Origin of the sequence: Actinosynnema sp. NPDC059797 (assembly GCF_042732085.1) — a bacterium.
Lineage (GTDB): Bacteria > Actinomycetota > Actinomycetes > Mycobacteriales > Pseudonocardiaceae > Actinosynnema.
On record NZ_JBHWIE010000025.1, the window covers coordinates 1 to 23,832 of the forward strand.

Below are 23,832 nucleotides of genomic sequence, written 5' to 3' on the forward strand. Positions count from 1 at the left end.
GCACCAGCGACTGCGTGGTCAGCAGCACCAGCCGGGCCTGCGCGGCGGCGGGGCCGGGTCGGATCGAGCCGTCCGCGTGCCCCTCCTCGACCCGCGCCACCAGGAACGCCTCGACGAGCCGCTGCGTGCTGCCCAGCCGCTGCACGAGGTAGGGCAGCATCAGCTCGGCGTCCAGGTCGAGCACCCGCCGCATCAGCGGGTCGGCCGCCAGCAGCCGGATGCCCGCGATGGCCTGCGCCACCAGGCGTTCCCGCGCGTTGTCGCCGGTCACCTCCACGCGCTGGAGCAGCGTGGTGAACTCCCTGGTCATCAGGGTCCGGACCAGGGTCTTCACGTCGGGGAACCGCCGGTACAGGGTCATCCGGCTCACGCCCGCGCGCTTGGCGACGTCGGTCAGCGTGGTGCGGCGGACACCGACCTCGACCACGCAGTCGCGGGCCGCGTCGAGCAGGGCGTCATCACTGTGACGTTGGGACGTCATGTGTCACACTGTAGCGGTGACGGAGCGCATCGACCACACCCTCCGGGGTCGCTGGACCCCCGAGGCCGGGCACCTGCCGCCGCACGCCCTCCAGTGGCTCCGGCGGCGGATCGGCCTGACCGGGGCCGGCACCCCGGCCCGCCCGCCCGCCGTGCCCGGGTCGGCGCTGGACGACGACGCGCGCGCCGCGCTCAACGACGTCGTCGGCCCCGGTTTCGTCCGGGTCGACCGGGACTCGCGGCTCGGCCGCGCCGGCGGTCTGTCCTATGTGGACCTACTGCGGCAGCGCGGCGAGGGCGGGCTGGCGGTGCCGGACGCGGTGGTCCTGCCGGGCGCCCCGGAGCAGGTCGTCGACGTGCTCAAGGTCTGCGTGGAGCACGACGTGGCGGTGGTGCCCTTCGGCGGCGGCACGTCCGTGGTGGGCGGCGTCGAGGCCCTGCGCGGCGACAAGGCCGCGGTGATCGCGCTCGACCTGTCCCGGCTGGACCGGCTGGTGGAGGTCGACCCGGTGTCCCGGCTGGCCGTGCTCCAGGCCGGGGTGACCGCGCCGCGCGCGGACCGGCTGCTCGCCGCGCACGGCCTGACCACCGGCCACGTCCCGCAGTCCTACGAGCGCGCCACGATCGGCGGTTTCGCGGCCACGCGGTCGGCCGGCCAGGCGTCGTCGGGCTACGGCCGGTTCGAGGACCTGGTGGAGGGCGTCCGCCTGGCCACGCCCGCGGGCGAGTGGCGGCTGGGCGGCGCGCCCGCGTCCGCCGCGGGCCCCGACCTCAAGCAGCTGGTCGTCGGCAGCGAGGGCGTGCTCGGCGTCATCACGGAGGTGTCGCTGCGCGTGCGGCCCCGGCCGGCGGTCGAGCGCTACGAGGGTTTCGCCGTCGACGGCTGGGAGCGCGGGCAACGGGTCGTGCGCGCCCTGGCCCAGGACCGGGTGCTCGCCGACGTGACCCGGCTGTCCGACGTGGACGAGACCGAGGTGACGCTCGCCCTGGCGGGCGGCTGGAAGACCACGGCGCTCAAGACCTACCTCCGGGCGCGCGGCCTCCGGCGGCCCTGCCTGCTGGTCCTCGGCTGGCACGGCCGCGACGCGGCGGAGGTCGCGCGGAAGCGCCGCGACACCCTGCGCGGCCACCGGCTGGTGCCCCTGGGCACGCCGCTCGGCGAGGCGTGGCGGCACGGCCGGTTCAACGGCCCGCGCCAGCGGGACGCGCTGATGGAGGTCGGCGTGTGCGTGGAGACCCTGGAGACCGCCACCCACTGGTCCCGGCTCGACGAGCTGCGCGCGGCCGTGCGGAGCGCCCTGCTCGACGCGCTGGGCGGCGGCATCGTCATGTGCCACATCTCGCACGCCTACGAGACCGGGGCGTCGCTGTACTTCACCGCCGTCGCCGCGCGCGACACCGCCGACCCGGTCGGCCAGTGGCAGGTCGCCAAGGCCGCCGCGAGCGAGGCCATCGCCGGGCTCGGCACGATCAGCCACCACCACGCGGTGGGCGCGGACCACGCCCCCTACCTGGAGGCGGAGGTCGGCGCGCTCGGCCTGGACGTGCTGGCGGCGGCCAAGCGCGTGCTCGACCCGACCGGCGTGCTCAACCCGGGGAAGCTCCTCGCCGGCGGGCCGCGCGCGGCGGGGGTAGCGTCGCCTGGTGACCGGTGACCTGCTGATCCGCTCCGTGCGACCGTGGCCGAGCGCCCCCGGCACGGACCCGCTCGACGTCCTGTGCGCCGGTGGGCGCGTCACCGCCCTGGCGCCCGACCTCCACGCGCCCGACGGCGTCCCGGTGGTCGACGGCCGGGGCGGGGTGCTGCTGCCCGCGTTCACCGACGCGCACGCCCACCTCGACTCCACGCGCCTGGGCCTGCCGTTCCGCCCGCACACCGCCGAACCGGGCCTGGCCGGCCTGGTCGAGAACGACCGCCGCAACTGGCGGTCCGCCGAGCGCTCCGTGGCCGACCGCGCCACGTACACGCTCGGCCGCACCATCGCGGCCGGCGCCACGCACGTGCGCAGCCACGCCCAGGTGGACGCCGACTCGGGGCTGGAGCGGCTGGAGGGCGTGCTGGCCGCCCGCGAGCGGCACGCCGGGCGCGCGCACGTCGAGGTGGTGGCGTTCCCGCAGTGCGGCATCCTGCGGGAGAAGGGCGTGGCCGAGCTGCTCGACGCCGCGTTGCGGGCGGGCGCGGACCTGGTCGGCGGGCTCGACCCGGCGGGCTTCGACCGGGACCCGGTGCGGCACCTGGACGTCGTGTTCGGCCTGGCCGAGAAGCACCAGCGCGGCGTGGACGTGCACCTGCACGACGCCGGCTCGCTCGGCGCGTTCCAGGTGGAGCTGATCTGCGAGCGGGTGCGCGTGCTGTCCCTGCAGGGCCGGGTGACCGTCAGCCACGCCTTCGCCCTGTCCACTGTGGACGTCGACCGGCAGCACGAGCTGGTGGAGCTGCTGGCCGAGCACGACGTGGCGGTGACCACGGTCGCGCCCGGCGCGCGCGAGCCGCTGCCGCTGCGCGCCCTGCGGCGGGCGGGCGTGCGGCTGGGCCTCGGGCAGGACGGCATCCGCGACTACTGGTCGCCCTACGGCGACGGCGACATGCTCGACCGGACCTGGCAGCTGGCCCACCGCAACGGGTTCCGCCGGGACGAGGAGGTGGAGATGTGCGTGGACATCGCCACCCGGGGCGGCGCGGCGGTGCTCGGCGCGGCGCTCGGCCTGACCGAGGGCGCGCCCGCCGACCTGGTCGTGGTGCCGGGCGACACGGTGACCGCCGCGGTGATGGACCGCGCCCCGCGCACCCTGGTCGTGCACGCGGGGCGGGTCGTGGCCGCGGAGGGCGAGCTGGTCTAGGCAGGGGGTAGGTCCAGCGGGGTCGGTCCGGGCGGGGTCGGTCCGGGCAGGGGCGGTCCGGTCTAGCGGACCAGGTCGAACAGCTCCGCCCACTGCGCCGCGCCGAGGTCGCGCGGCAGCGCCCGGTCGGTGACGCCGTGCCGCCGCGCCCACGCCGAGGTGCGCGCCGCCGGGTACGCCGCCCGCAGCACCTGCCGCAGCCCGCGCCCCGGCCCGGTGAACACCCGGTGCACGAACGCCTGGTACTCCCGCCGCCGCGGGTCGGGCACCAGCGGTCGCGGCCGGCGGGTCGCGGTCAGCAGCCCGCCGTCCACGCCGGGGCGCGGGCGGAACGCCGACGCGGGCACCCGGCGGTGCAGCGCGAAGTCGTACCAGGGCCACCACTGCGCGGTCATCATGGTCGCGCCGCCCACGCCCGCCCGGCGGCGCGCGACCTCCCACTGCACCAGCAGCACCGCGTCGGTCCAGTGGGAGGCGTGGACGACCCGCCGCAGTACCGCCGTGGTCCGGTGGAACGGCAGGTTGCCCACCAGCACGTGCGGCGCGGCGGGCAGCCGGAAGCGCAGGAAGTCGGCGTGCACGACCGACGTGCCGGGGCCGACCCGGTCGCGCAGCTCGCGGACCCGCCGCCCGTCCACCTCCACGGCGGTCAGCGGGCGGCCCAGCTCCTCCAGGGGCAGGGTCAGGGCGCCGCCGCCGGGTCCTATCTCGACGATCGGGCCGGTGGTGCGGGCGACGAGGTCCACCACCGCGCGGATCGCGGCGGGGTCGGTGAGGAAGTTCTGGCCGAGCTCGTGCCGGCCGTCGTTGTGGGTGCGCAAGGAGGGCTCCGCGACTCGTGGCGTTCGAGCCGGGCAGCACGGGTGGCCGCCCGGCCTGGTCGGCTGGAGCGGCGGAGCTTCACGAAGAGGGGCGAGCCCCGGCCGCTAGGAGCGGCGGAGCTTTATCACTGCGACACCCGCGGCTGCGCACATGCCGGCGAACCTAGCGCCCCGCGGCCGGGCCCGCCAACGGTTTACAGCGTGACCAGCGCCTTGCCCACGTTCTCGCCGCGCAGCATCCCGATGAACGCCTCGGGCGCGCGGTCGAGGCCCTCGGTGACGGTCTCCCGGTACCGCAGGCTGCCGTCGGCCACCCAGCCGCCGACCTCGCGGGTGAACTGCTCGCGCAGGTGCTCGTGGTCGCGCACCAGGAAGCCGCGCAGCGTGAGCCGCTTGCCCACGGCCAGGCCGAGGTTCGTCGGGCCCACCGGCTCGGGCGTGTTGTAGTTCGAGATCGCGCCGCACAGCGCGGCGCGGCCGTAGAGGTTGAACGACAGCAGCGCCGCGTCCAGGTGCTCGCCGCCGACGTTGTCGAAGTACACGTCGATGCCCTCCGGCGCGGCCGCCGCGAGCAGGTCCGCCACCGGGCCGTCGTGGTAGTCGAACGCCGCGTCGAAGCCCAGGTCCTCCACCAGGTACTTCACCTTGGCCGGGCTGCCCGCGCTGCCGATGACCCGCTTCGCGCCGCGCAGCCTGGCCACCTGGCCGGCGACCTGGCCCACCGCGCCCGCCGCGCCGGAGACGAACACCACGTCGCCCTCTTTGAAGGAGGCCACGTCCAGCAGGCCCGCGTAGGCCGTCATGCCGGGCATCCCCAGCACGCCCAGGTAGGCGCCGAGCGGCGCGGCCCCCGGGTCGACCCGCACCGCCGAGGAGGCGTCCACCGCGGCGTACTCGCGCCAGCCCGCGCCGTGCAGCACCACGTCGCCCTCGGCGAAACCGGGCGCGCGGGACGCCACGACCTCGCCGACCGCGCCGCCGTCGAGCGCCGCGCCCAGCTCGAAGGGCGGCACGTAGGACTTGCCGGCGTTCATCCGCCCGCGCATGTACGGGTCGACGCTCATCACCAGGTTGCGGACCAGCAGCTGCCCGTCGCCGGGCGTCGGCACGGGCGCCTCGACCAGCTCGAAGTTCTCGGGGGTCGGGTAGCCAACGGGCCGGGAGGCGAGGCGGATCTCACGCGCGGTGCTCGGTGCGGTCATACGAGTGACAACCGCGCGGCTTCCGGGCGCTGTTCCGGCCGTCAGCTGTGACCTGCGTCGCCCAGCACCCCCACGCTGCGGTAGGCGAACCCCAACCGCCGGTACACGCCGACGGCGGCCCGGTTCCCGGCGTCCACCATCAGCGCGCACGTGCCGTGCTCGGCCAGCAGCGCGCCCGCGACGAACGCGCACACCCGCGTGGACAGCGACCGGCCCCGGTGGACCGGGTCCGTCGCCACGCCCGCGATGAACCCCACCCCGGGCGTCGACCACGCGTCCGCGGCCACCGCCGCCAGCGCGCCGTCCTCCGCGCGCAGCCCCGCCCACCTGGTGGTGCGCGGCTCGCCCGGCCACGCCCACGAGTCGGGGTTGGCCCGGCGCAGCAGCGCCTCCACCTCGCCCCACTCGTCCTCGGCCAGCCACCGGGCGCCGTCGGGCGGCGCGTCCACCGACCCGGTGCGCTCCATCCAGCCGAACACGCCCAGCAGCGGCCGGTCCAGCTCGGCGGCCAGCTCCCCGGCCAGCTCCGCGGTCATCAGCGGCCGCGCGCCGGGCCGGTCGTGCTCCCGCAGCAGCACCGCCACGTCCGCGGGCGGCCCGGCCAGCACCAGCCGGTCGCGCCGGTACAGGCCCGGCGCCCACACGGCCACCGCGTCGCCGTGCGCCCACGCGGCCCCGCCGCGGCCGGGCCGCAGGGACTGCGAGGACCAGCGCAGGAGCGGGTCGGGGTGAGACGAGATCACGTCGGCGGGGGTGGGGAGCACGCGCATGACCGCATCATCACCCGGGCGTCGCGCCCCGCCTGCCCGGATGTCCGCCGGATCACCTCGCCCGACGCCGCGGTGGCCGACCCGGGCGCAGTGGGGCCGCCGGGACGCCGCAGTCGCCGCCCTGGGCGCCGTGGCCGCCGCCCGGGACGCCGTGGGACCGCCCGGCTGCCGTGGCCGCCGCCCGGGCGCCGCGGTGGCCGACCCGGGCGCCGCCGCCCGGCCCGCGGAGCCCCTCAGGCGCTCTTGCGGCGCAGCAGGGACCGCTTCTGCGCGGCCTCCTCCAACGCCCGGTAGGCCCGGTCCATCGCCTCGTCGTACTCCTGCTGCGAGCGCGGCGGCACCGACTCGTCGGGCGCGGGCATCGGCGTGATCTTCATCCACCGCTCGTCCCACAGCAGCTCGACCACGGCCTCCCAGTGCACCCGCGCCAGGCCCCTGGTGACCCGCTCCTGCTCGATCACCGCGGCCATCCGCTCCTGGGACGCGATCAGCCACCCCACCATGAGCCGCACCCGCTCGCGGTCGTGCTCGCGCATCCGCTCCAGCGACTGGTCGACCTGCCGCACGACCTCCTTGTACCGCTCGACCGCCGAGCCCGGCACGGTCCGCGGCACGAGTTCCCCGCTGGTGCGCTGCACCGGCACCAAGGACGCGTGTCCGATCATGCTTCCTCCCCGGCTAGGGCCGAACCGCGGCGCGGCTCGGTGTCGAACGGGATGACCACCTGCGGGCGCGAGTGCTCGAACCGGTCGAAGAACAGGCCGCGCCGCGGTCGGGGCGACCACGTCAGCACCTGCTCCGGGCCGAACGAGACCAGGTCCTTGCCCTGCACGTCGAACGCCACCCAGGCGCCGACGTCGTCGTACACGCCCGGCGGCAGGCTGTTCTTCAGCCGCTGCACGCCGCGCCACCAGCCCAGCACGTGCGTCCGGTGCTCCGGGCCGTGCTTGAGCACCGTGCGCAGCCGGTCCACGCCGGAGACCCGCTTGTCGTCCTTGATCTCCAGCAGCGCCTGCGCCGCGTCCACCGCGTAGACCACCACGTAGTGGGGCTCCAGCGGCGCGCCCGTCTCACCGGTCATGCTCGCGGTGATCCGGGTCGCGGTGTCGTCGACCAGCCCGCGGATGCCGTCCAGGCCCACCAGCCCGACCTCGTGGCCGGCGTCGCGCAGCTGCTTGGCGAGCCGGTCCGCGTGCGGCCAGGCGTCCTCGGTCAGGTGCGCCAGCGTGAACCGGGCCTCGCCGGGCTCGTGCTGGCGGCCCAGCGACAGCGCCGCGCCCGCCAGCACCGCCGCCGCGTCCTCGGCCAGCGAGCCGATGACCGCGACGTTCCGGCCGGGCGTGCGGGCGAACCGGACCTTGGCCGCGCTGCCCGCCACGTCGATGACCTGCCCGAGCAGCACGGTCGGGTGGGCCGTGCCTGGCCGCAGGGCCCGGTAGTCGGGCAGCGACCCGAGCGCGGGCACCTTGCTGCCGTCGAACAGGATCGGCTCGGCCAGGTCCGCGGGCCGGCGGCGGTGCAGCTCGACCTGCAACGCGTCGATGGTGCCCTTGCGGGTGGCGTCGGGGATGCGCGCGACCTCGTTGCCCGGCCGCACGCCCGACTCGTGGTTGACCACGGCGTGCCAGCGCGGCAGCTCCACCGCGGCGTCGTTCTGCGGCTCGGCCAGCACCCGCCGCGCCTTGGGCAGCGCGATCCGCACGGTGAACTGCTCGAAGATCGCCGACTTGCCCCAGAAGCCCTCGATGCCCGACACGTCCTGGCTGGACAGCACCAGGTGGATGCCCTGCGACCGGCCGCGCCGGGCCACGTCCTCCAGCAGCTGCGTGGCCTTGGCGGTGACCTGGTCGCGCTCGGCGAACAGGTACTGGAACTCGTCGATCACGGCCACCACCCGGGGCCAGTGGCCGTCCGGGTCCTCCTCGCGCAGCTGCTCCAGCTTGGTGACCTCGTGCCGCTTGGCCGCGTCGGCGCGCCGGCGCATCTCGTCGGCCAGGAACGCCAGCAGCGCCACGCCGAACTCGCGGTCGGTGTTGACGTTCACGCCGACCAGGCGCGCGTGCGGCAGCCACGTCGGGTCCTTGCGACCCGGCGCGAACTGCGCGAACGACACGCCCTCCTTGAAGTCCAGCAGGTACAGCTCCAGCTCGTCCGGCGCGTACCGGGCGGCCAGGCTGCCGAGCATGGCGTAGAGGAAGTTCGTCTTGCCCGACCCGCTCGGGCCGCCGATCAGGGCGTGCGGCGAGGTGTCGCCCAGGGCGACGTGCACCGGCTCGCCCTCGTGGAAGCCGACCGGCGCGACCACGCCCGCCGCGGAGCTCTCCCGCCACAGGTCCTCGGGCAGCAGGTCGCCGAACGAGCTGAGCCGGGTGCGGCGCGCCTCGCGGGCCTCGGCGATGACCGCGCACGCGCGGGGCACCAGGTCGCGCGGGAACGGCGGGTCCAGCTCGACGACCACGTTGTCGCCGGTCATGGTGCACTTCGCGGTCAGGTCGTCGGTGACGGTGACGGTCTCGACCGCCGAGTTGACCGTGACCGGGATGTCCACGACGACGAGCTGGATGCCCGCGGCCAGCCCGTTGCGCGCCACCCGCTGGAGCTGCTGCTGGTGCTCCTCCTTGAGCGGGCGGCGGTTGCCGAACAGCACGGCCACCCGCCACGGCTCGGTGCGCCGGCCGCCCGTCACCCCCGCCGAGTGGGCGCCCACCGAGTGGTGGCCCTCGACCAGCACGCCGGTGTGGACGCGGCGGATGTGGTCGGACAGCTCGTCCAGCAGCTCGTGCAGCCGGGCCGGGTCGTGGACGGTGAGCAGCCCGGCGCGGGTCAGCGGGTACAGGCCGGGCAGCGCGCCGGTGAGCTGGCCGACGTCCCACACGTGGACGTGCACCAGGCCCGGCTGGAAGTGGCTGAGCAGCCGCAGCAGCAGGTTCTCCACCATGCCCTCGGCGGTGACGCGGCCGGCGTGGGTGGAGGAGACGTGCAGGTGGGCCTGGTCGAGCAGCGGCACGGCGACCGGGAACCCGCGGCGCTCCGGCGCGCTGGGCACCGTGCCCGTGCCGATGCGCCACAGCTCCGGCACGCCCTCGCTGCCGTCCGCGGCGCCGGGCGTGCCGAGCCACTCCTCGGGCGGGCGGGACGCCGGGCCGTCGGCCACCGCGCCGACCAGCGCGGCCAGCCGGTCGGGGCCGTGCTCGGACCACTCGCGGAACGCCTCGACGCGGTCGGCCACCGCCTGGGCCACGTGCTGGTCGAACAGCTCGTTGCGCAGCACCCCGGCCAGCAGCGGGTCGTCCAGCGCCCGGTCGACGCCCTCGCCGCGCAGCACGGCCTCGAAGATGCCGCGGGCGTGCTCCTCGGCGGCGAGGCGGTGCTCGCGCGAGGCGTTGCCCAGCGCGGCGGCCACGGAGCGCCGGAACTCCTCGAAGGCGTCCGTGATCCGCCTCTGGCGATCCTCCCGCCTGCTCACGTCGTCACAGCTCCGTCGTCAGTCGTCGGGCCAGTTCGAGGCTCGTGACGATCAGCTCCAGCTCGTCGGCGAACATCTCCCGGGCCTTGGCGAACTCCGGTGGCAGCAGCGGCTGGTGGTGGTTGGCGCTCGCCTTGCCCAGCGCGTCGACCGCTTCGACCAACGCGCTCTCGGCCTCCCGGACGCACCGGTAGGCATCACGGAGCAACTCGCAGCTCTGTTCGAGCGCGAGCTTGACCTCGCCGATGGACGTCACGTCACAGCTCTGAATTCATGCCTTCGGCCTGGCTGATCCCGGCGCTCAGTGTTTTCTGGAGGTCGGATACCCCGCTGACCACCTCGGCGAATCGCGCGTTCACCTGTTCGGCCTCGGACCTGTTGCTGCCCTCGGTGGCGGTGCTGAGCAGCGATTGGGCGTCTTCGACCAGGTCAGCGGCCTGTTGCAGGGCGCTCACGCTCTCGTTGGCCTTCGCGATGGCCTGCTCGATCAAGCCGCGGACCTCTCCGATGCTGGCCATGTGCGCTCCCGACCCTCCTGGAAAGTTGGTGTTCCTATTGTTGAAATTAGAAACTGAATTATCACGTTTCACAAGCGGTATCGGCTAATCGGGTGGAGGCGAAGACCACTCGATCGGATTAGTGATGTCGAGGTCAGTCGGGCACCGTCCACACGAATGCCGAAGCCGGGGTCGCGGTGAGTTCAAGCGCGGTTATCCCGGCTGGTGGGACGGGCGCGGCTGACCAGCGCGCCGTCGCCGACGGGCCGGACCACGCCGGGCCGGACCACCCCGAACGGCCCAGCGACGCCACGGCCTCCCGTAGCGCCACGTCAGGTGAATTCCCGGTGGAACCGAGGTCGACGTGCACGCTCAGTAGATCACCCCGGGGAGCCACTCGGGTGATCTTGCCATTGCGCGCGACCCGGCTCGCCACGGCCCGTGCCTGCCACTCGGCCCCGGCGGACCGGTCGGTCGCCACGTCGACCCGGAGCAGCAGCCTGGTGCTCGACGCGGGCTCGCGGTCCTCCGCCGCCGGCGGCTCCGGCTCGGCCTGCTCGCGGTGCTGCGGGTCGCCGCCCGCCCAGGCCTCCACCAGCAGCCGCTCGACGCCGGGCACCAGCGCGTCGAGCGGTTCGGGGTCGTCCAGCACGGTCCACGCGGTGGGCGGCTCGCACGCCACGCGCGGCAGCGGCAGCCCGTCGTCGAGCCGCCGCACGAAGGTCCGCACGGCGCGGGCCAGGGCGCCCGCCACGTTCTGCCCCACCCGCTCGCCGCTGACCAGGCTGATGGTCACCGACCAGCAGCCGGGTTCCTCGTCCGAGCAGTCCAGGGTCCGCACGACCCGGCCGCCGACCCGGCGCAGCAGGCCGCCGCAGGCCTCGCGCGCCTGCCGCTCGTCGTCGGCCGCCACCACCGCGGTGATCAGCAGCTCCAGGTCGTCCTCTGCCATCTCGGGGTGAAATTGTCCACGATCCGCGCGCGCCGCGTCAGCGGCCCGCTTCGGACCCGCGCCGGCGGACCCGCCGCGACGGTCGCCGGGGCTTCTACTCCTCCGGCGCGGCGATGTCCACGACCTGGTCGGGTGGACCCCGTGGTTCACCCGCCGTCACTCACAAGCTCAGCCTTGCGAACACCCCTTGTGATGACCGCTGATCAGGGCGTTTTGCCTGTTCAAACTGGACGTCACACGATGCGGTAGCAGCCCGGCGAGGGCCGGTCCACCCCGGTAACGATGTCTTCGCATGGCACCACACGACAACCAGGAGGTTCAACCATGCGCAGCATCATCCGTTTCGTGGTCGCCGGCGTCGCCGCGCTGCCGCTCATGCTCGGCGCCGCGGGTCTCGCGTCCGCGGACGTCGTGGAGTACGACGGCGGGACCGCGGCGGCCGGTTCGGACGGGGCGGTCATCCACAACGTGGTGGCCGGCGCTTCCGAGGAGTACTCGTACTTCGCCGAGGACTACCTGTACGCCGGCGAGGACGGTGCGGGCTACTGGGCCCAGCTGTCGTGGACGTACGAGGGCGACAACGCGGGCCACCACGAGGTGTGGAGCTTCTCCGGTGACGACGGCGCCGCGACGGGCTACAGCAACGCCACCGCCACCGAGGGCTGGGACGACGAAGACGACGACTGACCTTCGCGCACCCGCGTCTGACGGGTGGGGCGGCGACCGCGCCTGCCGCGCCACCCCCTCGACGTGACCTGCTCGACCCGGGGATCGCCCCACCACGCGGGACGACCGCGCGGCGGGGCGATCCCCACCGTCGGGCGTGCGGTCACGGGCGCGCCGTCGGGCATCGGGGAAGCGACCGCGGCAGGCCCCGCGAGGGCGGGCCCGGCCGCGGCAGGTGGCCGCCGGCGCGTCGCGCGGCCCGGCCCGGCCTCGACTCAGCCCGACCCTCGGCCCCGCCCAGCCCTCGGCTCGACTCAGCCCGGCGGCCCAGCCCTCAGTCCGGCCTGGCCCTTGGCTCAGCCCCGGCCCAACCCTCAGCCCAGGTCGAGCACCCTCCGGACGAAGGCCACCACGTCGGCCAGCACCTCGTCCGAGTTCGTCTCGTTGAACAGCTCGTGCCGGGCGCCGGGGTAGATGCGCTCCTCGAACAGCAGGCCGCGCAGCCGGTCGGTGCCGGTGCGCGTGTCGGCCAGCGGCACCAGCTCGTCGGCGTCGCCGTGCAGCCACAGCGTGGGCAGGTGCTCCAGCGTGGGCCCGTAGTTCACCTCGTCCAGGGCGCGCTCCAGCGCCTCCAGCGTCTCCCGCCGGAACGGCCCGTGCCACACCAGCGGGTCGGCGGCGTACCGCTTGCCGACCTCGGGGTCGCGCGACAGCACGTCCGGGTCGATCGGGGTGTCCGGGACCTCCGGCAGCGAGAGCAGGTCCAGCCCGTGCCAGGTGCCGAGCACCGGCGCGGAGAGCACCAGCGCGGACAGCGGGTGCAGCTGGGCGTAGCGGGCCGCGACGAGTCCGCCCATCGAGTGGCCGACGAGCACCGTGGGCAGGTCGGAGGCCGCCGAGGAGACCGCGGTGGCCACGTCGGCGACCACGCCGTCGAAGTCGGTGACGAGCGCGGGTTCGCCCGCCGAGCGGCCGTGGCCCACGTGGTCGGCCGCGACGACCAGGGCGCCCGCGCCCACCAGGGCGTCGGCGACGTGCCCGTACCGGCCGCCGTGTTCGCCGTAGCCGTGCACGAGCACGGCCAGCCACGTGGCGTCGAGGTTCGGCCAGGTGCGGACGGCTAGCTCCCCGGCGTGGCCGGGGACGTTGGACTCGATCACCTAGGCAGGGTAGAACGCGCTGATCTCGATCTTCCCACCGCCGCACACCGGGCCCAGGCCCCAGGACAGGCTCATCGGCTGGGTCTCGTCCGGCGGGATGGCCCTGGCCTGCGCGGCCTCGGGCTCGCACGGCCCCTGCACGGGCTCGTCGCCGGTCGGCACGACGGTCCAGCCCAGGTTGGCCGCCGCCCGGCCCTTCGGCGGCAGGGTCACCAGGGTGGGCCCCGGGTCGGTGGTCCGCTGGAGGTCGGTGGGCACCGGCTGCCCGGAGGCGTCGAGCAGCTGGAGGCCGCTGTAGCCGTTGAGCGTGCACGGCGCCTGGCCGTTGTTGGTCACCACGAGCTTGGCGTGCCGGTTGCCCGCGGCGGGGTCGCCGGGCTGGACCTCGCCCGCCAGCACCGCGGCCGTGCACCGGCCGGACGCCCGCGGCGTCGACGGGGGCGGTGTCGGCGAGGGCGGCGTGGCCAGGGGCGCGGACGACGGCGGCACGGGGGCCACGCCGTCGCTGCTCGACCCGGGTTCCACCGCGACGGTCGACCGGTCGGCGGCGGGGCCCGGGTTGCCGCACGCGGTGAGCGCGACCGCGAGGGCGCCGAGGACGGCGAGTCGCCTCATGTCCACCTCCTGGCTCGGGTGCGTGGTCTACCCGGAGGACGTACCCCGCGGCCGGGTGGTTGGCTGACCCGGCGAAGAATTCACCGGATCGGGGGCATCAACGGTGGTTCTCGACCCAGCCGCCGTCGAGCAGCGGCATGTCGCCCACCTCGGAGCGCCACACGTAGGTCCAGCAGACCCGGCCGTCCGGCAGGGCGACGCGGACGCGCGCGTACTCGTCGCCCTCGTACTCGTCGAGCACGGGCAGGGCGTCCTCGGGGTTCGCCAGCCGCAGCAGGTGGCCGGGCACGGTCGGGCCGCCCGCGGGGCGCAGCGCCGGGTAGCCCAGGCCGGTGTCGTGCAGCATGCCGGGCAGCGCGGCCGGCACCGGGTCGCCGACCACGAACGGCTCGACCAGGTGCCACGCGCCCATGCCCGGCTGGAGGGTGCCGTAGGCGAACAGGCGGTCGGGCCAGTCGTCCGGCGTCGGGTCGCCGTGCACCGGCGTCACGTCGAGGCCGTCGGTGTCCGCGGGCCGCCCGGCGAGGCGGTGGGCGCCCCGCTGGTCCACGTCGGCGCAGCGCACCGGTCTGCCGTTGACCAGCAGCGGCATCCGCCGCCAGCCCGCGCCGGTGTAGGCCAGCACGGAGTCGACGACGGCGCCGTTGAACAGGGTGACCCGGCCGGTGCGCACCCGGACGAGCCGGTAGCGCAGGCCGCGGCCCTCGCAGCGGTCGAGCACGCGCAGCTGCTCGGCGGTGGCGAACCACACCGCGTGCTCCTCCTCGACGCCCGGCGCGGCGGCGAGCGTCGCCGGCCGCTGGCCGTCGGTCTTGCGCAGCCCCGCGGCCCACACCGCGGCGAGCCCTTCGCACCGGGCCCTCAGCACCACCGCCGGGCCGGTGAGGCCGAGTTCCTCCCGCAACCACGTCACCTTGGCCGGGTTGGCGTTGGAGCCGTAGGCCAGCACCGGCATCCGGCCCGTCAGCGGCGGTTCGCCGTGCCCGGCCAGCCAGTCGTCGAGGTCCGCCCCGTCCGGTGCGACCCGCCACCCGGACACGGCGGTCGGGTCGGGGGTCACCGGCCAGCCGGCGCCGTCGAGGTGCACGAAGCAGTGTCCCGGCCGAGCTCCCGGGTAGGGCTCGGCCGGGTGACTATCGTCCGTGAACGGCTGCGTCATGACCCCATTCTGGCAAATCTCACCGGGAATTCACCTGACGTTGGGTTCACCGACCGTCACAGAGATCGGATGTCCGCAGCTCTGCGCCGGCGACGCACCCGCGACGGGCGTGCTCGTACGCGGCACAGGTCCGAGGGCTGGACGTGATCGGTCACACGTTCGCCGCGCGCCGCGCGTCGTACTCCTCCTGCGCCGCCACCAGGCTCGGCAGGTTGTCCTCGATCCAGGTGAACAGCCCCTTGACCCGTTCCGCGATCTGGGTGCCCAAAGGGGTGAGGGAGTAGTCCACGCGCGGCGGGATCACCGGGTGGACCTCGCGGTGCACCAGGCCGTCGCGCTCCAGCGCCTGGAGGGTCTGGGCGAGCATCTTCTCGCTCACCCCGGTCACCGCCTGGCGCAGCTCGCCGAACCGCATCGTGCCGCGCAGCAGCTTGGCGAGCACCAGGGTGCCCCACCGGCTCGTGGCGTGGTCGGCGATCAGCCGGGACGGGCAGTTCGGGTCGTAGACGTCAGCCGGTTCGCCCATGGACCGCACTCTAGCTGGAGACTTACCGGACTGTAAGTACCCCACGGAAAAGTAGGTACTTACGAATCGAAAGTTACTTGCCTACGTTCAGCGGCATGACGACATTGATCACCGGCGTGTCCGGCCGGCTCGGTTCCCTGATCCTCGACCACGCCCGGACCCGCCTCCCGGCCGGCGAGCTGGTCGCGGCCACGCGCCACCCCGAGCGGGTCGGCGACCTCGGCGTGGAGGTGCGGCCCGGCGACTTCGCGGGCGACCTCTCGCGCACCTTCGCGGGCGTGGACAAGCTGCTGCTCGTGTCCGCCGACGGGCCCGACGAGCAGCGGATCCGATCGCAGCGGGCCGCCGTGCGCGCCGCCGCCGACGCGGGCGTCCGGCACATCCTCTACACGTCGGTGTTCCAGGCCGACACCTCGCCGCTGGGCCTGGCCGCCGCGCACCGGGCGACTGAGGAGGCCATCCGGGAGACCGGCGTGGCGTTCACGTTCCTGCGCAACGGCATGTACCACGAGAACTACCTCAACCCGGGCCCCCTCGTCACGGCCGCCGGCGACGGCCGCGTCGCCAGCGCGTCCCGCGACGACCTGGCGCTGGCCGCCGCGATCGCGCTGACCGAACCGGGCCACGAGAACGCCGTCCACGAGCTGACCGGGCCGCGGGCGTGGAGCTTCGACGAGCTGGCCGCGCTGCGCGGCACCACGCACACGCCGGTCACCGCGGCCGAGCGCGTGGCGGGCCTGGAGGGCTTCGGCCTGCCCGGCTTCGTGGCCGAGCTGCTGACCGACATCGAGGTGGCCATCGGCCGCGGCGCCCTGGCGGAGGTGCGGCCGGACCTGGAGAAGCTGATCGGCCGCGCGCCCACCACGATCGAGGACGCCGTGCGCGCGCTGTGACGCCCGGTCCGGGGACCGGGTGGCGGCGGGTCAGCCCAGCAGCAGGGCCGCGTCGATCTCCCGGTGCGCCTCGGGGTGCTCCCGCCACCACTTCGCGTAGCCGGGGTTGCGGGGCAGCACCGCCCGGTACGCCCTGGCCGCGGCGGCGAACACGTCGTCCGCCCGGCCGGCGGCGGGCCCCTCGCGCCGGGTCGCCAGCAGCAGGTCCACCATCAGCGGGGCGCCGCGCAGCGGCCGGATGACGATGCCGTCGCCGCCGCGCGACTGGGGCAGCGCGAACGACACCGCGCCGTTGGCGACCAGGCCGCGCGCGGTGCTCGCCTCGTTGACGTGGTGGGTGAACCGGGGCGTGAACCCCGCCTCGGCGCAGGCGGTGAAGACCTGGAGGCGGTTGCCGACGATCTCGTCCGGCGGCGACACCCAGTCCCGGTCGGCGAGCTGCGCGAGGTCCACCTCCTCCTGCGCGGCCAGCGGGTCGGACTCGGGCAGCGCCACGAACTGCGGCTCGCTGACCAGCCGCCGGACCTCCAGGCCGCGCAGCTCGCGCCGCTCCAGCCCCTCGAACCGGTCCAGCACGGCCAGGTGCACCTGCCCGGACACCAGCAGCTCCAGCAGGTCGGACGCGCCGGGCAGGATCTCGGTGCGGACCCCGGAGCAGGGGATGACCCGCCGCAGCTCCTCCACGAAGGACCCGAAGAACAGCGTGGGCACCCCGCCGACGAGCAGCGGTCCGGGCGCGTCGCCGCGGCTGCGGCCCCGCGCCAGCACCACGAGCTGCTCGACCTCGTCGAGCACCAGCCGGGCCGTGCCGACGACCTGCCTGCCCAGGTCCGTCGGCAGGGAGCCGTTGGGCGTGCGGTCGAACAGCCGGCCGCCGACGATCCGCTCGACGGTCCGCAGTTGGGCGCTCATCGCGGGTTGCGTGAGCCCCAGGCGGGTGGCGGCCTTGGTCAGGCTGCCCTCTTCGGCGATCGCGCAGACCGCGCGCAGGTGGCGGAGCTCCAGCTCGGGCATAACGCTCTTCTATCCCCCTTTCGTATGAGCCGCCAGCCCCCGCGCCGGTCATAGTTGGCGGAGTACCGGAGCCGAGGAGAGCAGATGCGCCGCAAGAGCCAGATCTACTAGGGCGAGCAGGCCGTGGCCGCCCGGTCCGACCGCGTCTCACGACGCGACCGAGCGACCCGGACCCCGTTTACGCGGGCGGGGTCCGGAGCTGCGCCGGAGGACCGGGCGCGCCAGGGGGTGAGAGGCGGACGTCCCCACCCCGTCGGGGCCGCCGGTCGTGACTGGGGAGTAGCGACCGGCGGCCCCGCCCGACGAGCGGCGGAGGCCCTCCCTCGGTAGCTTCGGTGGCATGTCAGTGGTGGACAGCCCCGTCGGCTGGGTGAGGGAACACATCCAGAAGTACGTCGAGACCAACGGCGCCGAGGGCCACGAGTGGCGGCCCGGCGTCTTCACGCTCCTGCTGACCACGCGGGGGCGCAGGACCGGGCAGCCGCGCCGCACCGCGCTGATCTACCGGGCGCTCGGCGACGCGTACGTGGTCGTCGCCTCCAACGGCGGCTCGACCGACCACCCCGCGTGGTTCAGGAACATGCAGGCCGACAACACCGCCGAGGTCCAGGTCGCGGCGGACAGGTTCCGCGTCCGGTCCCGCGTGGCGACCGGCGAGGAGCGCGAGCGGCTCTGGCGGCTCATGACCGAGGTGTGGCCGGCCTACGACGAGTACACCGAGAAGACCGACCGGGAGATCCCCGTGGTGGTCCTGGAGCGCGCTTAGATCCGGACCGCCGCGCCGGTCACGGTGACCCGCGGGTCGTCGGGCGAGACCCGGACCTCCAGCGTGCTCGGACGTCCCAGGTCCACCCCCTGGTGGATGGTCAGCACGCCCGGTCGGGTGATCTCCCCGATGGCCCGCAGGTAGCCGCCGAACGCCGCCGCGGCGGCCCCGGTGGCCGGGTCCTCCACGACGCCGCCGACCGGGAACGGGTCGCGCGCGTCGAACACGCCCTCCGCGCGCCGGTGCACCAGGTGCGCGGTCACCGCGCCGTGCGCCCGCAGCAGGTCGCCGAGCGCGTCGAAGTCGTAGTCCAGCGCCGCCAGCCGCTCGCGCGTGCGCGCGGCCAGCACCAGGTGGCGCGCCCCGCCGTAGGCCCAGTGCGCGGGGTAGCGCGGGTCCAGGTCGCCGGCCGACCACCCGAGCGCCGCCAGCGCCGCGCCCACGTCCCGCTCCGCCGCAGGCTCCGACGAGGTGGGCACGCTGGTCAGGCTCGCGGCGCCGGGCGCGGCGTCGACCTCGACCAGCCCGGCCCTGGTGTGGAACCGCAGCCGGCCGGTCCGCCCCAGCGCGACCGCCGTGGCCACGGTCGCGTGCCCGCAGAACGGGACCTCCACGAGCGGGCTGAAGTAGCGGACGTCGAACTCGCCGTCCTCGGGGCGGGGGAAGGCGAACGCCGTCTCGGAGTAGCCGACCTCGGCGGCGACGCGGAGCATGGCGGCGTCGTCGAGGCCGGTAGCGTCGAGCACGACGCCGGCCGGGTTGCCGCCCGCCGGGTCGGTGGTGAAGGCGCTGTAGCGGAGCACGGTGCCGGTGGGTGCCTCTGCGGTCATGGGGACAGCGTCCCCCACGTGCCATCATCGAGTCCAACGATTCCCAGCGATCAGTCCTATCGGTATTGTCGATGTGGTGGACACCCGCCTCCTGCGCACCCTCCTGGTGCTCGCGCGCACGGGCAGCTTCACCGCCACCGCGGCCGAGCTGCACCTCGTGCAATCCACGGTGACCAGCCAGGTCAAGGCCCTGGAGCGGCACCTCGGCGCGCGCCTGTTCGACCGGCTGCCCAGCGGCGCCCGGCTCACCGAGGCCGGCCGGCAGGCCGTCGAGCACGCCCGGGAGGTGCTGACCGCCGAGCAGCGCCTGCGGGACGCGGTGCGCGGCAGCACCGCCGTGGAGGGGGACGTCCGGGTCGCCGCGCCGGAGTCCGTGTGCGCCTACCGGCTGCCGCAGCGGATAGCCGACGTGGCGCTGCGGTACCCCGGCATCACCGTGCACCTGTCGCCCGCCGGCACCCGCCGGGCGCTGGCCGGGGTCCGCGACGGCACCCTCGACCTGGCCCTGGTGCTGGAGGAGTCGGTGGCCGCGCCGGGCCTGAAGGCGACCGCCGTCGGCGTGGAGCCGATCGAGCTGGTCGCCGCGCCCGGCGTGGTGCTGGACGAGCGGTACTTCCTGCTGGAGGAGGGGTGCTCCTACAGCGACCGGTTCGTGCGCGAGCTGTCCGCCGCGCCGAGCATCACCCGGTTCGGCAGCATCGAGGCCGTCCGGTCGTGCGCGGTGGCGGGCCTGGGCTGGACCGTGCTGCCGCGCGTGGCGGTGGCCGAGCAGCTCGACGCGGGCACGCTCCAGCGCGTGCGCGAGCTGCCGGACAGCACGCTGTTCCTGGTCTCCGACCCGCGGCGCACGCCGTCGGCGGCGGTGCGGGCGGTGATCGAGGCGGTCAGCTGACCCGGGTCCGCTCCACCTCGGCCAGCATCCCCTCGCAGCTGCGCACCACCACCGCCGCGGCCCGCCGCCGCGCCTGGTCCAGCGCCGGGTTGGCCGCCTGGTCGCGCCAGCGGGCGAGCACGTCCAGCACGACGTGCCGCAGCTCGTCCGCGCCGTACTCGCCCGGGTCCACGTCCTCGGCCACGCCCAGCCGCACCAGCAGGTCCGTGCCCAGCCCGCCGACCAGCCGGGACGCCTCCGCCTCCAGCTCGCCGGGCAGCCGCGTGCGCCCGCACTGCAGCGCGGCCAGCAGCCGCAGCTCCCGGAAGTCGTGCGCGGAGGCCACCACCCGCTCCGCGGCCGCGGCCAGGCCCGCCGAGCCGGGGCGCGGTTCGGCGCGCAGCACCACGTCCAGGCCGAGCAGCGCCGACCGGGCCTTGAGCACCCCGCGGCGCTCGGTGAAGTAGACGCCGATCGAGTCGCGCAGCTCGCCGAGGCCGCTGCGCTGCACCAGCTGGCCGGTCAGCTTGACCTGGGTGTCGAAGCCCTGCCGGATCAGCGTGGTGGTCAGCCGCACGCCGAAGATGCCGAACCGGTCCACCAGCCCGCGCCGCACCGCCGGGTCGAGCCGCACCGGGAAGTCCTCGCCCACGAACCGGTCGGCGGACAGCAGGTGGTCCTCCAGCTCGGTCCGCGCCAGCGACGCGAGCGCGGCCAGCGCGGCGAACTCCTCGGGCCGCAGCGTGCGGGCGGCGACCGCGAGCAGCCCGGCGACCGCGACCACGTTCTGGCACAGCGGCCGGACGGCGGCCTCGCGCCGGTAGCGGCGGGCGATCTGCTTGGCCGAGGACAGCGCGTCGATCCGGCCGCCGCCGATCTCGTCGGCCCGCGCGAGCACCAGCACGGTGCTCACCGGCGCGGCCCGCGCCACCGGGTGGTCGTGCGCGGCCCGCAGGAACCGCACGTCGTCGGCGTGCACATGCCTGGTCAGGTACAGCACGGCGTCGGCCTCGCCGCAGACCTGCTCGACCGGCGTGCCCGGCGCGGTGTCGACCAGCACCAGGTCGCGCAGCGAGCGGGACGGCCACTCGACCACGACCCGCTCGGCGTCCGGCGCGTCCACGAACGCCTTGCCGTCGCGCCGCGCGATCGGCGCCTCGTACTGGCCCGCGAACGCCCGCGCCCGCGCCCCGTCCCGGTACCACGTGGTGACCGCGGGCGGCGCGAACTCCTCGCCGACCAGCGCGCCGACCACGGTCGACTTGCCCGAGCGCGGCGCGCCCGCCACGGCCACGCGCACCGGTTCGCCCAGCCGCTCCAGGTGCCCGCGCAGCCACGCGACCGCGCGAGGGCTGTCCCGGTAGACCGCCAGGGCGTCCACGAGCAGCGCCCCGACCTCGTCCTCCACCGCCATCAGGCGCTGATCCCCAGCGGGGGCGCTTGCCCGCCCGCCAGCGCCTGCACCCGCTGGTACAGGCTCACCAGCCGGTCCAGCTCGCGCTGCGCCTCGCGGGCGCGGCGCTCGCGCTCGGTGGTGTCCTCCTGCACGGCCCGGCGCGCGCTGCGGGCGGACTCCAGCAGCGTCTCCTGCATCTCCTCGGCGAGCGTGGTGAAGTGGTTGCGCAGGCTGCGCTGGACGTGCCGGGCGGCGTCGCGGCAGTCCTTGCTGAACTTGAGGAAGAAGTCGTCCACGTGCCGCGCGGCGGCGGCCTTCGCGGCGGCCTGGCGGCGGCGCAGCCGCTGGTCGCTCTCGTCCAGGATCGACTTGCCGCCGAACAGCGCGCCCGCGCCCAGCGAGATGGCGTTGATCAGCGGCATCCCGGCGAGGCTGGTGACCAGGCCGAACATCAGCACGCCGCCGTAGGAGCCCTTCAGCCCGGTGAACGCCTTCTGCGCCAGGCCGAACTTCTCGATCAGCGGCTTGTCCAGCGGCGCCGGCCGGTCCAGCACGTCGTCGGGGAAGACCGACTCGGGCAGCAGGTCGTCGCGCGCCACCGGGAAGCTCTTCGCGACCTTCTCCGCCACCCACTCGGAGCGGTCCAGCAGCCAGGCGAAGTTCGCCGCGGCCGCCTCGGTGAGGTTGTCCTCCAGCCACTTCTCGAACTCGTCCCAGCCCAGCGCCGGGTCGGCGGTCTCGAAGGTCCGCTCGACCTCGCGCAGGATGCGGCGGGTGCGGTCGCGCAGGTCGTGCTCGATGTCGGAGAGCAGGTCGGCCATCTCGTCGGCCAGCACCACCTGCCAGCGCGCGGACCGGCGGCGCAGCTCGTCGATGCGGCGCTGCGCCTCGTTGAGCGCGGCCACGGTGTCCCCGGCGCGGTGCGAGGCCCGCGCGGACAGCTCCTCGCGGACCGGGACGACGAGCTGCCGGATGGCCGAGGCGGCGGTGACCGCGACCGAGCGGCGGGCCAGCAGGTCGGCGGCGGCCAGGATGTCCTGCCGCACGCACGCCATCAGCTCGGGGAACCCGGACTCGGCGTTGAGCGCCTTGTCCCCGGTCCGGGCCGCGCGCAGCCGCAGCGCCGAGGACACCGGGATCAGCTTCGCGGTCACGCCCGCGCGGGCCAGGTGCGCCCGGTTCCGCTCGACCACGCGCCGCCACTGCGCCGCGATGTCGATCTTAGTGAGCACCACGACCACGTTCGGGCAGGACGTCATGACCTGCTTGAGCAGCTCCAGTTCGGAGTCGGACAGCTCGGCGGTCGCATCGGACACCATCAGCACCGCGTCGGCCTGGAGCAGCGCGGTGAACGTGCTGGCGGTGTGCGCGGGGCGCAGGTCGCCGACGCCCGGCGTGTCGATCAGCACCAGGCCGGAGTCGAGCAGGGCGCGCGGGATGCCGACCTCCGCCCGGACGAGGTCGCCGTGGCCGGTGCTGACCTGCCTGGCCAGCTCGTCTATCGGCACCGGGATGCGCTCGGTGGGCACGGGGTGGGGCGCGAAGCGCTCGGTGGGCGTGTTCGCGATGGTCGCGCCGCGCACGAGCGCCGCGGAGGGCGTCTCCGCGTGCTGCACGAAGGTGGGAACGGTGCCGGTGACGTCGTCACCCACCGCGCACACCGGGGCGTTCACCATCGCGTTCACGAGCTGGCTCTTGCCCTGCTTCGGCTCCCCGACGACGAGGACCCGGATCTTGGGGTCGAGCTGGCGGGCGCGCTTCTCGCGCAACCGTTCGGCCAGGTCGGGCCGGTTGTGCGCGGCGCAAGCCCGGATCGTGTCGTCGAGCACGGCGAGCCAAGGCGCGGACATCACCCACCAGAGTGTGCCGCCAACACCCGTCGGGGGGAAAGCGAGAGCCGGTCCCGTTGGTCGGACGGGACCGGCTCTCCGGTAGTGGATCAGTCTCAGAAGAGCAGGTCGTCGACGCCGAGCGAGCCGACGACCGGGAGGTCGACGTCGCTCACCGCGTCGGTGACGTTGCTCACGACCCCGCCGACGCCCGCGGTGTGCGCGGCGCCCGCGACCGTGTCGGTCACGGTGGCCAGCGGCGCGTCGGAGTCGAAGGTGTGGTGCTGCCCGGCCACGTGCGCCTGGGCGTCGAGGTCGACGACCTTCGTGACGCCGCCGAGGTCGGCGACGCCGCCCAGGTCGCCGGGCAGGGCGCTGGTGAGGCCACCGGTCACGCCGTCGACCACGCCGGTCAGCGTGTCGAGCGAGCCGAACGCGGTGCTGGTCAGGCTGTCCGCGCCCGGCAACGCGCCGGTGACCCCACCCTCGGTGGCGACGGCGCCGTCCACCGCGCCGGTCGCCGTGGAGGTCAGGTCCTGCACCTGACCCGTGGCGGTGCCCAGCGGGCCGTCCAGGGTGCCGGCCACGTCGTTCACCGCGGAGAAGTCACCCCCGACCGTCAGCTTCGCCGCCCCCGACGCGTCGAGGAGGTCCCAGCTGGACACGCCGCCGAAGACGGTCAGGCCCTCGGCGTCCGCGCTCAACGTGCCCGCCGCGGCGGCCTTGAGGTCCGACGCGCCGGTCGCGCCGGACACCGCGAGCTGGTCGGTCACGGCCTTGAGGCGGAAGATCGCCTCCACCGGACCGTCGGCGACGTCGAGCGGCAGGTCCTCCAGCAGCGGGCCGTCGAGGGCGGGCAGGCTCCCGGTCGGCGCGTAGTCGAGGACCAGCGGGATGACTTCCTGCACGTCAGCGGCGCTGATGTCGCTCAGACCGGCCCGCGCCAGGGAGCCCGCGGCGTCGGCCTGGAAGTCGGCCAGCGCGGTCGGGTCGCTCAGCAGGTCGAGGACGAAGTCGTGCAGCGTGTTGGGGCTGGAGCCCATGGTGGATCTCTCCTGGTCGGAATAGGACGCGGGGA

24 protein-coding genes are annotated in these 23,832 nt (G+C 75.0%); 6 read left to right on the top strand and 18 right to left on the bottom strand.

What is annotated here, in order from left to right:
* On the bottom strand, positions 1-481 hold a 481-nt coding region (locus ACFV4N_RS10200; protein ID WP_499672162.1), incomplete at its 3' end, for a TetR/AcrR family transcriptional regulator.
* A gap of 16 nt (positions 482-497) precedes the next feature.
* Between ACFV4N_RS10200 and ACFV4N_RS10205 the strand changes: the two genes are divergently transcribed.
* Both ACFV4N_RS10205 and ACFV4N_RS10210 read left to right on the top strand, forming a co-directional pair.
* Positions 498-2,135, top strand: a complete 1,638-nt coding sequence (locus ACFV4N_RS10205; protein WP_499672163.1) for an FAD-binding oxidoreductase — start codon at positions 498-500, stop codon at positions 2,133-2,135.
* Positions 2,125-3,321, top strand: coding sequence for an amidohydrolase (locus tag ACFV4N_RS10210; RefSeq protein WP_499672164.1), 1,197 nt, complete (start codon positions 2,125-2,127; stop codon positions 3,319-3,321). The genes ACFV4N_RS10205 and ACFV4N_RS10210 overlap by 11 nt, the downstream gene beginning before the upstream one ends.
* A 62-nt stretch (positions 3,322-3,383) precedes the next feature.
* Here ACFV4N_RS10210 and erm read toward each other — a convergent pair whose 3' ends face one another.
* From erm to ACFV4N_RS10250, 8 genes are all read right to left on the bottom strand, one after another.
* A complete protein-coding gene (gene erm, locus ACFV4N_RS10215) occupies positions 3,384-4,142 on the bottom strand; it encodes a 23S ribosomal RNA methyltransferase Erm (protein ID WP_499672165.1) in 759 nt (252 codons plus the stop codon).
* A 194-nt stretch (positions 4,143-4,336) separates the two neighbouring features.
* Positions 4,337-5,344 carry an NADP-dependent oxidoreductase gene (locus ACFV4N_RS10220; RefSeq protein WP_499672166.1) on the bottom strand — a complete coding sequence of 336 codons (1,008 nt, stop codon included), beginning with the start codon at positions 5,342-5,344 and terminating at the stop codon, positions 4,337-4,339.
* A gap of 41 nt (positions 5,345-5,385) precedes the next feature.
* A complete protein-coding gene (locus ACFV4N_RS10225; RefSeq protein ID WP_499672167.1) occupies positions 5,386-6,114 on the bottom strand; it encodes a GNAT family N-acetyltransferase in 729 nt (242 codons plus the stop codon).
* 233 nt (positions 6,115-6,347) lie between these two features.
* Positions 6,348-6,779 (bottom strand): hypothetical protein, encoded by a 432-nt coding sequence (locus tag ACFV4N_RS10230; protein WP_499672168.1) that lies wholly within the window; start codon positions 6,777-6,779, stop codon positions 6,348-6,350.
* Positions 6,776-9,580, bottom strand: coding sequence for an FtsK/SpoIIIE domain-containing protein (locus ACFV4N_RS10235; RefSeq protein WP_499672169.1), 2,805 nt, complete (start codon positions 9,578-9,580; stop codon positions 6,776-6,778). The genes ACFV4N_RS10230 and ACFV4N_RS10235 overlap by 4 nt, the downstream gene beginning before the upstream one ends.
* A gap of 4 nt (positions 9,581-9,584) precedes the next feature.
* A complete protein-coding gene (locus ACFV4N_RS10240) occupies positions 9,585-9,836 on the bottom strand; it encodes a hypothetical protein (RefSeq protein ID WP_344033881.1) in 252 nt (83 codons plus the stop codon).
* A gap of 1 nt (position 9,837) precedes the next feature.
* Entirely contained in the window at positions 9,838-10,098 is a 261-nt protein-coding gene (locus tag ACFV4N_RS10245; protein ID WP_344033880.1) for a hypothetical protein, read from the bottom strand.
* Positions 10,099-10,231: 133 nt separating this feature from the next.
* A complete protein-coding gene (locus tag ACFV4N_RS10250) occupies positions 10,232-11,029 on the bottom strand; it encodes a hypothetical protein (RefSeq protein WP_499672170.1) in 798 nt (265 codons plus the stop codon).
* A gap of 324 nt (positions 11,030-11,353) precedes the next feature.
* Between ACFV4N_RS10250 and ACFV4N_RS10255 the strand changes: the two genes are divergently transcribed.
* Complete coding sequence (locus ACFV4N_RS10255) at positions 11,354-11,716, top strand: hypothetical protein (protein ID WP_499672171.1); 363 nt, start codon at positions 11,354-11,356, stop codon at positions 11,714-11,716.
* A gap of 353 nt (positions 11,717-12,069) precedes the next feature.
* Here the strand turns inward: ACFV4N_RS10255 and ACFV4N_RS10260 are convergent, their stop codons facing one another.
* The 4 genes from ACFV4N_RS10260 to ACFV4N_RS10275 all read right to left on the bottom strand — a co-directional run bounded on the left by ACFV4N_RS10260 (position 12,070) and on the right by ACFV4N_RS10275 (position 15,155).
* On the bottom strand, positions 12,070-12,855 hold the full coding sequence (locus tag ACFV4N_RS10260) for an alpha/beta hydrolase (RefSeq protein ID WP_499672172.1): 786 nt from the start codon (positions 12,853-12,855) through the stop codon (positions 12,070-12,072).
* Positions 12,856-13,470 (bottom strand): DUF4232 domain-containing protein, encoded by a 615-nt coding sequence (locus ACFV4N_RS10265; RefSeq protein WP_499672173.1) that lies wholly within the window; start codon positions 13,468-13,470, stop codon positions 12,856-12,858.
* Between the two features lie 97 nt (positions 13,471-13,567).
* A complete protein-coding gene (locus tag ACFV4N_RS10270) occupies positions 13,568-14,629 on the bottom strand; it encodes a gamma-glutamylcyclotransferase (RefSeq protein WP_499672174.1) in 1,062 nt (353 codons plus the stop codon).
* A gap of 151 nt (positions 14,630-14,780) precedes the next feature.
* Positions 14,781-15,155 (bottom strand): winged helix-turn-helix transcriptional regulator, encoded by a 375-nt coding sequence (locus tag ACFV4N_RS10275; protein WP_499672175.1) that lies wholly within the window; start codon positions 15,153-15,155, stop codon positions 14,781-14,783.
* A 95-nt stretch (positions 15,156-15,250) separates the two neighbouring features.
* Between ACFV4N_RS10275 and ACFV4N_RS10280 the strand changes: the two genes are divergently transcribed.
* Complete coding sequence (locus ACFV4N_RS10280) at positions 15,251-16,048, top strand: NAD(P)H-binding protein (protein WP_499672176.1); 798 nt, start codon at positions 15,251-15,253, stop codon at positions 16,046-16,048.
* Between the two features lie 30 nt (positions 16,049-16,078).
* Here ACFV4N_RS10280 and ACFV4N_RS10285 read toward each other — a convergent pair whose 3' ends face one another.
* Positions 16,079-17,062, bottom strand: coding sequence for a LysR family transcriptional regulator (locus tag ACFV4N_RS10285; RefSeq protein ID WP_499672177.1), 984 nt, complete (start codon positions 17,060-17,062; stop codon positions 16,079-16,081).
* 340 nt (positions 17,063-17,402) lie between these two features.
* Between ACFV4N_RS10285 and ACFV4N_RS10290 the strand changes: the two genes are divergently transcribed.
* Positions 17,403-17,828 carry a nitroreductase family deazaflavin-dependent oxidoreductase gene (locus ACFV4N_RS10290; protein ID WP_499672178.1) on the top strand — a complete coding sequence of 142 codons (426 nt, stop codon included), beginning with the start codon at positions 17,403-17,405 and terminating at the stop codon, positions 17,826-17,828.
* Here the strand turns inward: ACFV4N_RS10290 and ACFV4N_RS10295 are convergent.
* Positions 17,825-18,658, bottom strand: a complete 834-nt coding sequence (locus ACFV4N_RS10295; RefSeq protein WP_499672179.1) for a PhzF family phenazine biosynthesis protein — start codon at positions 18,656-18,658, stop codon at positions 17,825-17,827. The two genes, ACFV4N_RS10290 and ACFV4N_RS10295, sit on opposite strands and share 4 nt — an antisense overlap.
* Before the next feature lie 76 nt (positions 18,659-18,734).
* Here ACFV4N_RS10295 and ACFV4N_RS10300 point away from each other — a divergent pair, with 76 nt between their 5' ends.
* Complete coding sequence (locus tag ACFV4N_RS10300; RefSeq protein ID WP_499672180.1) at positions 18,735-19,550, top strand: LysR family transcriptional regulator; 816 nt, start codon at positions 18,735-18,737, stop codon at positions 19,548-19,550.
* Here ACFV4N_RS10300 and ACFV4N_RS10305 read toward each other — a convergent pair.
* From ACFV4N_RS10305 to ACFV4N_RS10315, 3 genes are all read right to left on the bottom strand, one after another.
* Entirely contained in the window at positions 19,543-20,943 is a 1,401-nt protein-coding gene (locus ACFV4N_RS10305; protein WP_499672181.1) for a P-loop NTPase family protein, read from the bottom strand. The two genes, ACFV4N_RS10300 and ACFV4N_RS10305, sit on opposite strands and share 8 nt — an antisense overlap.
* On the bottom strand, positions 20,943-22,775 hold the full coding sequence (locus ACFV4N_RS10310; protein WP_499672210.1) for a dynamin family protein: 1,833 nt from the start codon (positions 22,773-22,775) through the stop codon (positions 20,943-20,945). Before ACFV4N_RS10310 ends, ACFV4N_RS10305 begins: the two co-directional genes overlap by 1 nt.
* 95 nt (positions 22,776-22,870) lie before the next feature.
* A complete protein-coding gene (locus ACFV4N_RS10315; RefSeq protein WP_499672182.1) occupies positions 22,871-23,797 on the bottom strand; it encodes an IniB N-terminal domain-containing protein in 927 nt (308 codons plus the stop codon).
* Positions 23,798-23,832: the final 35 nt, after the last annotated feature.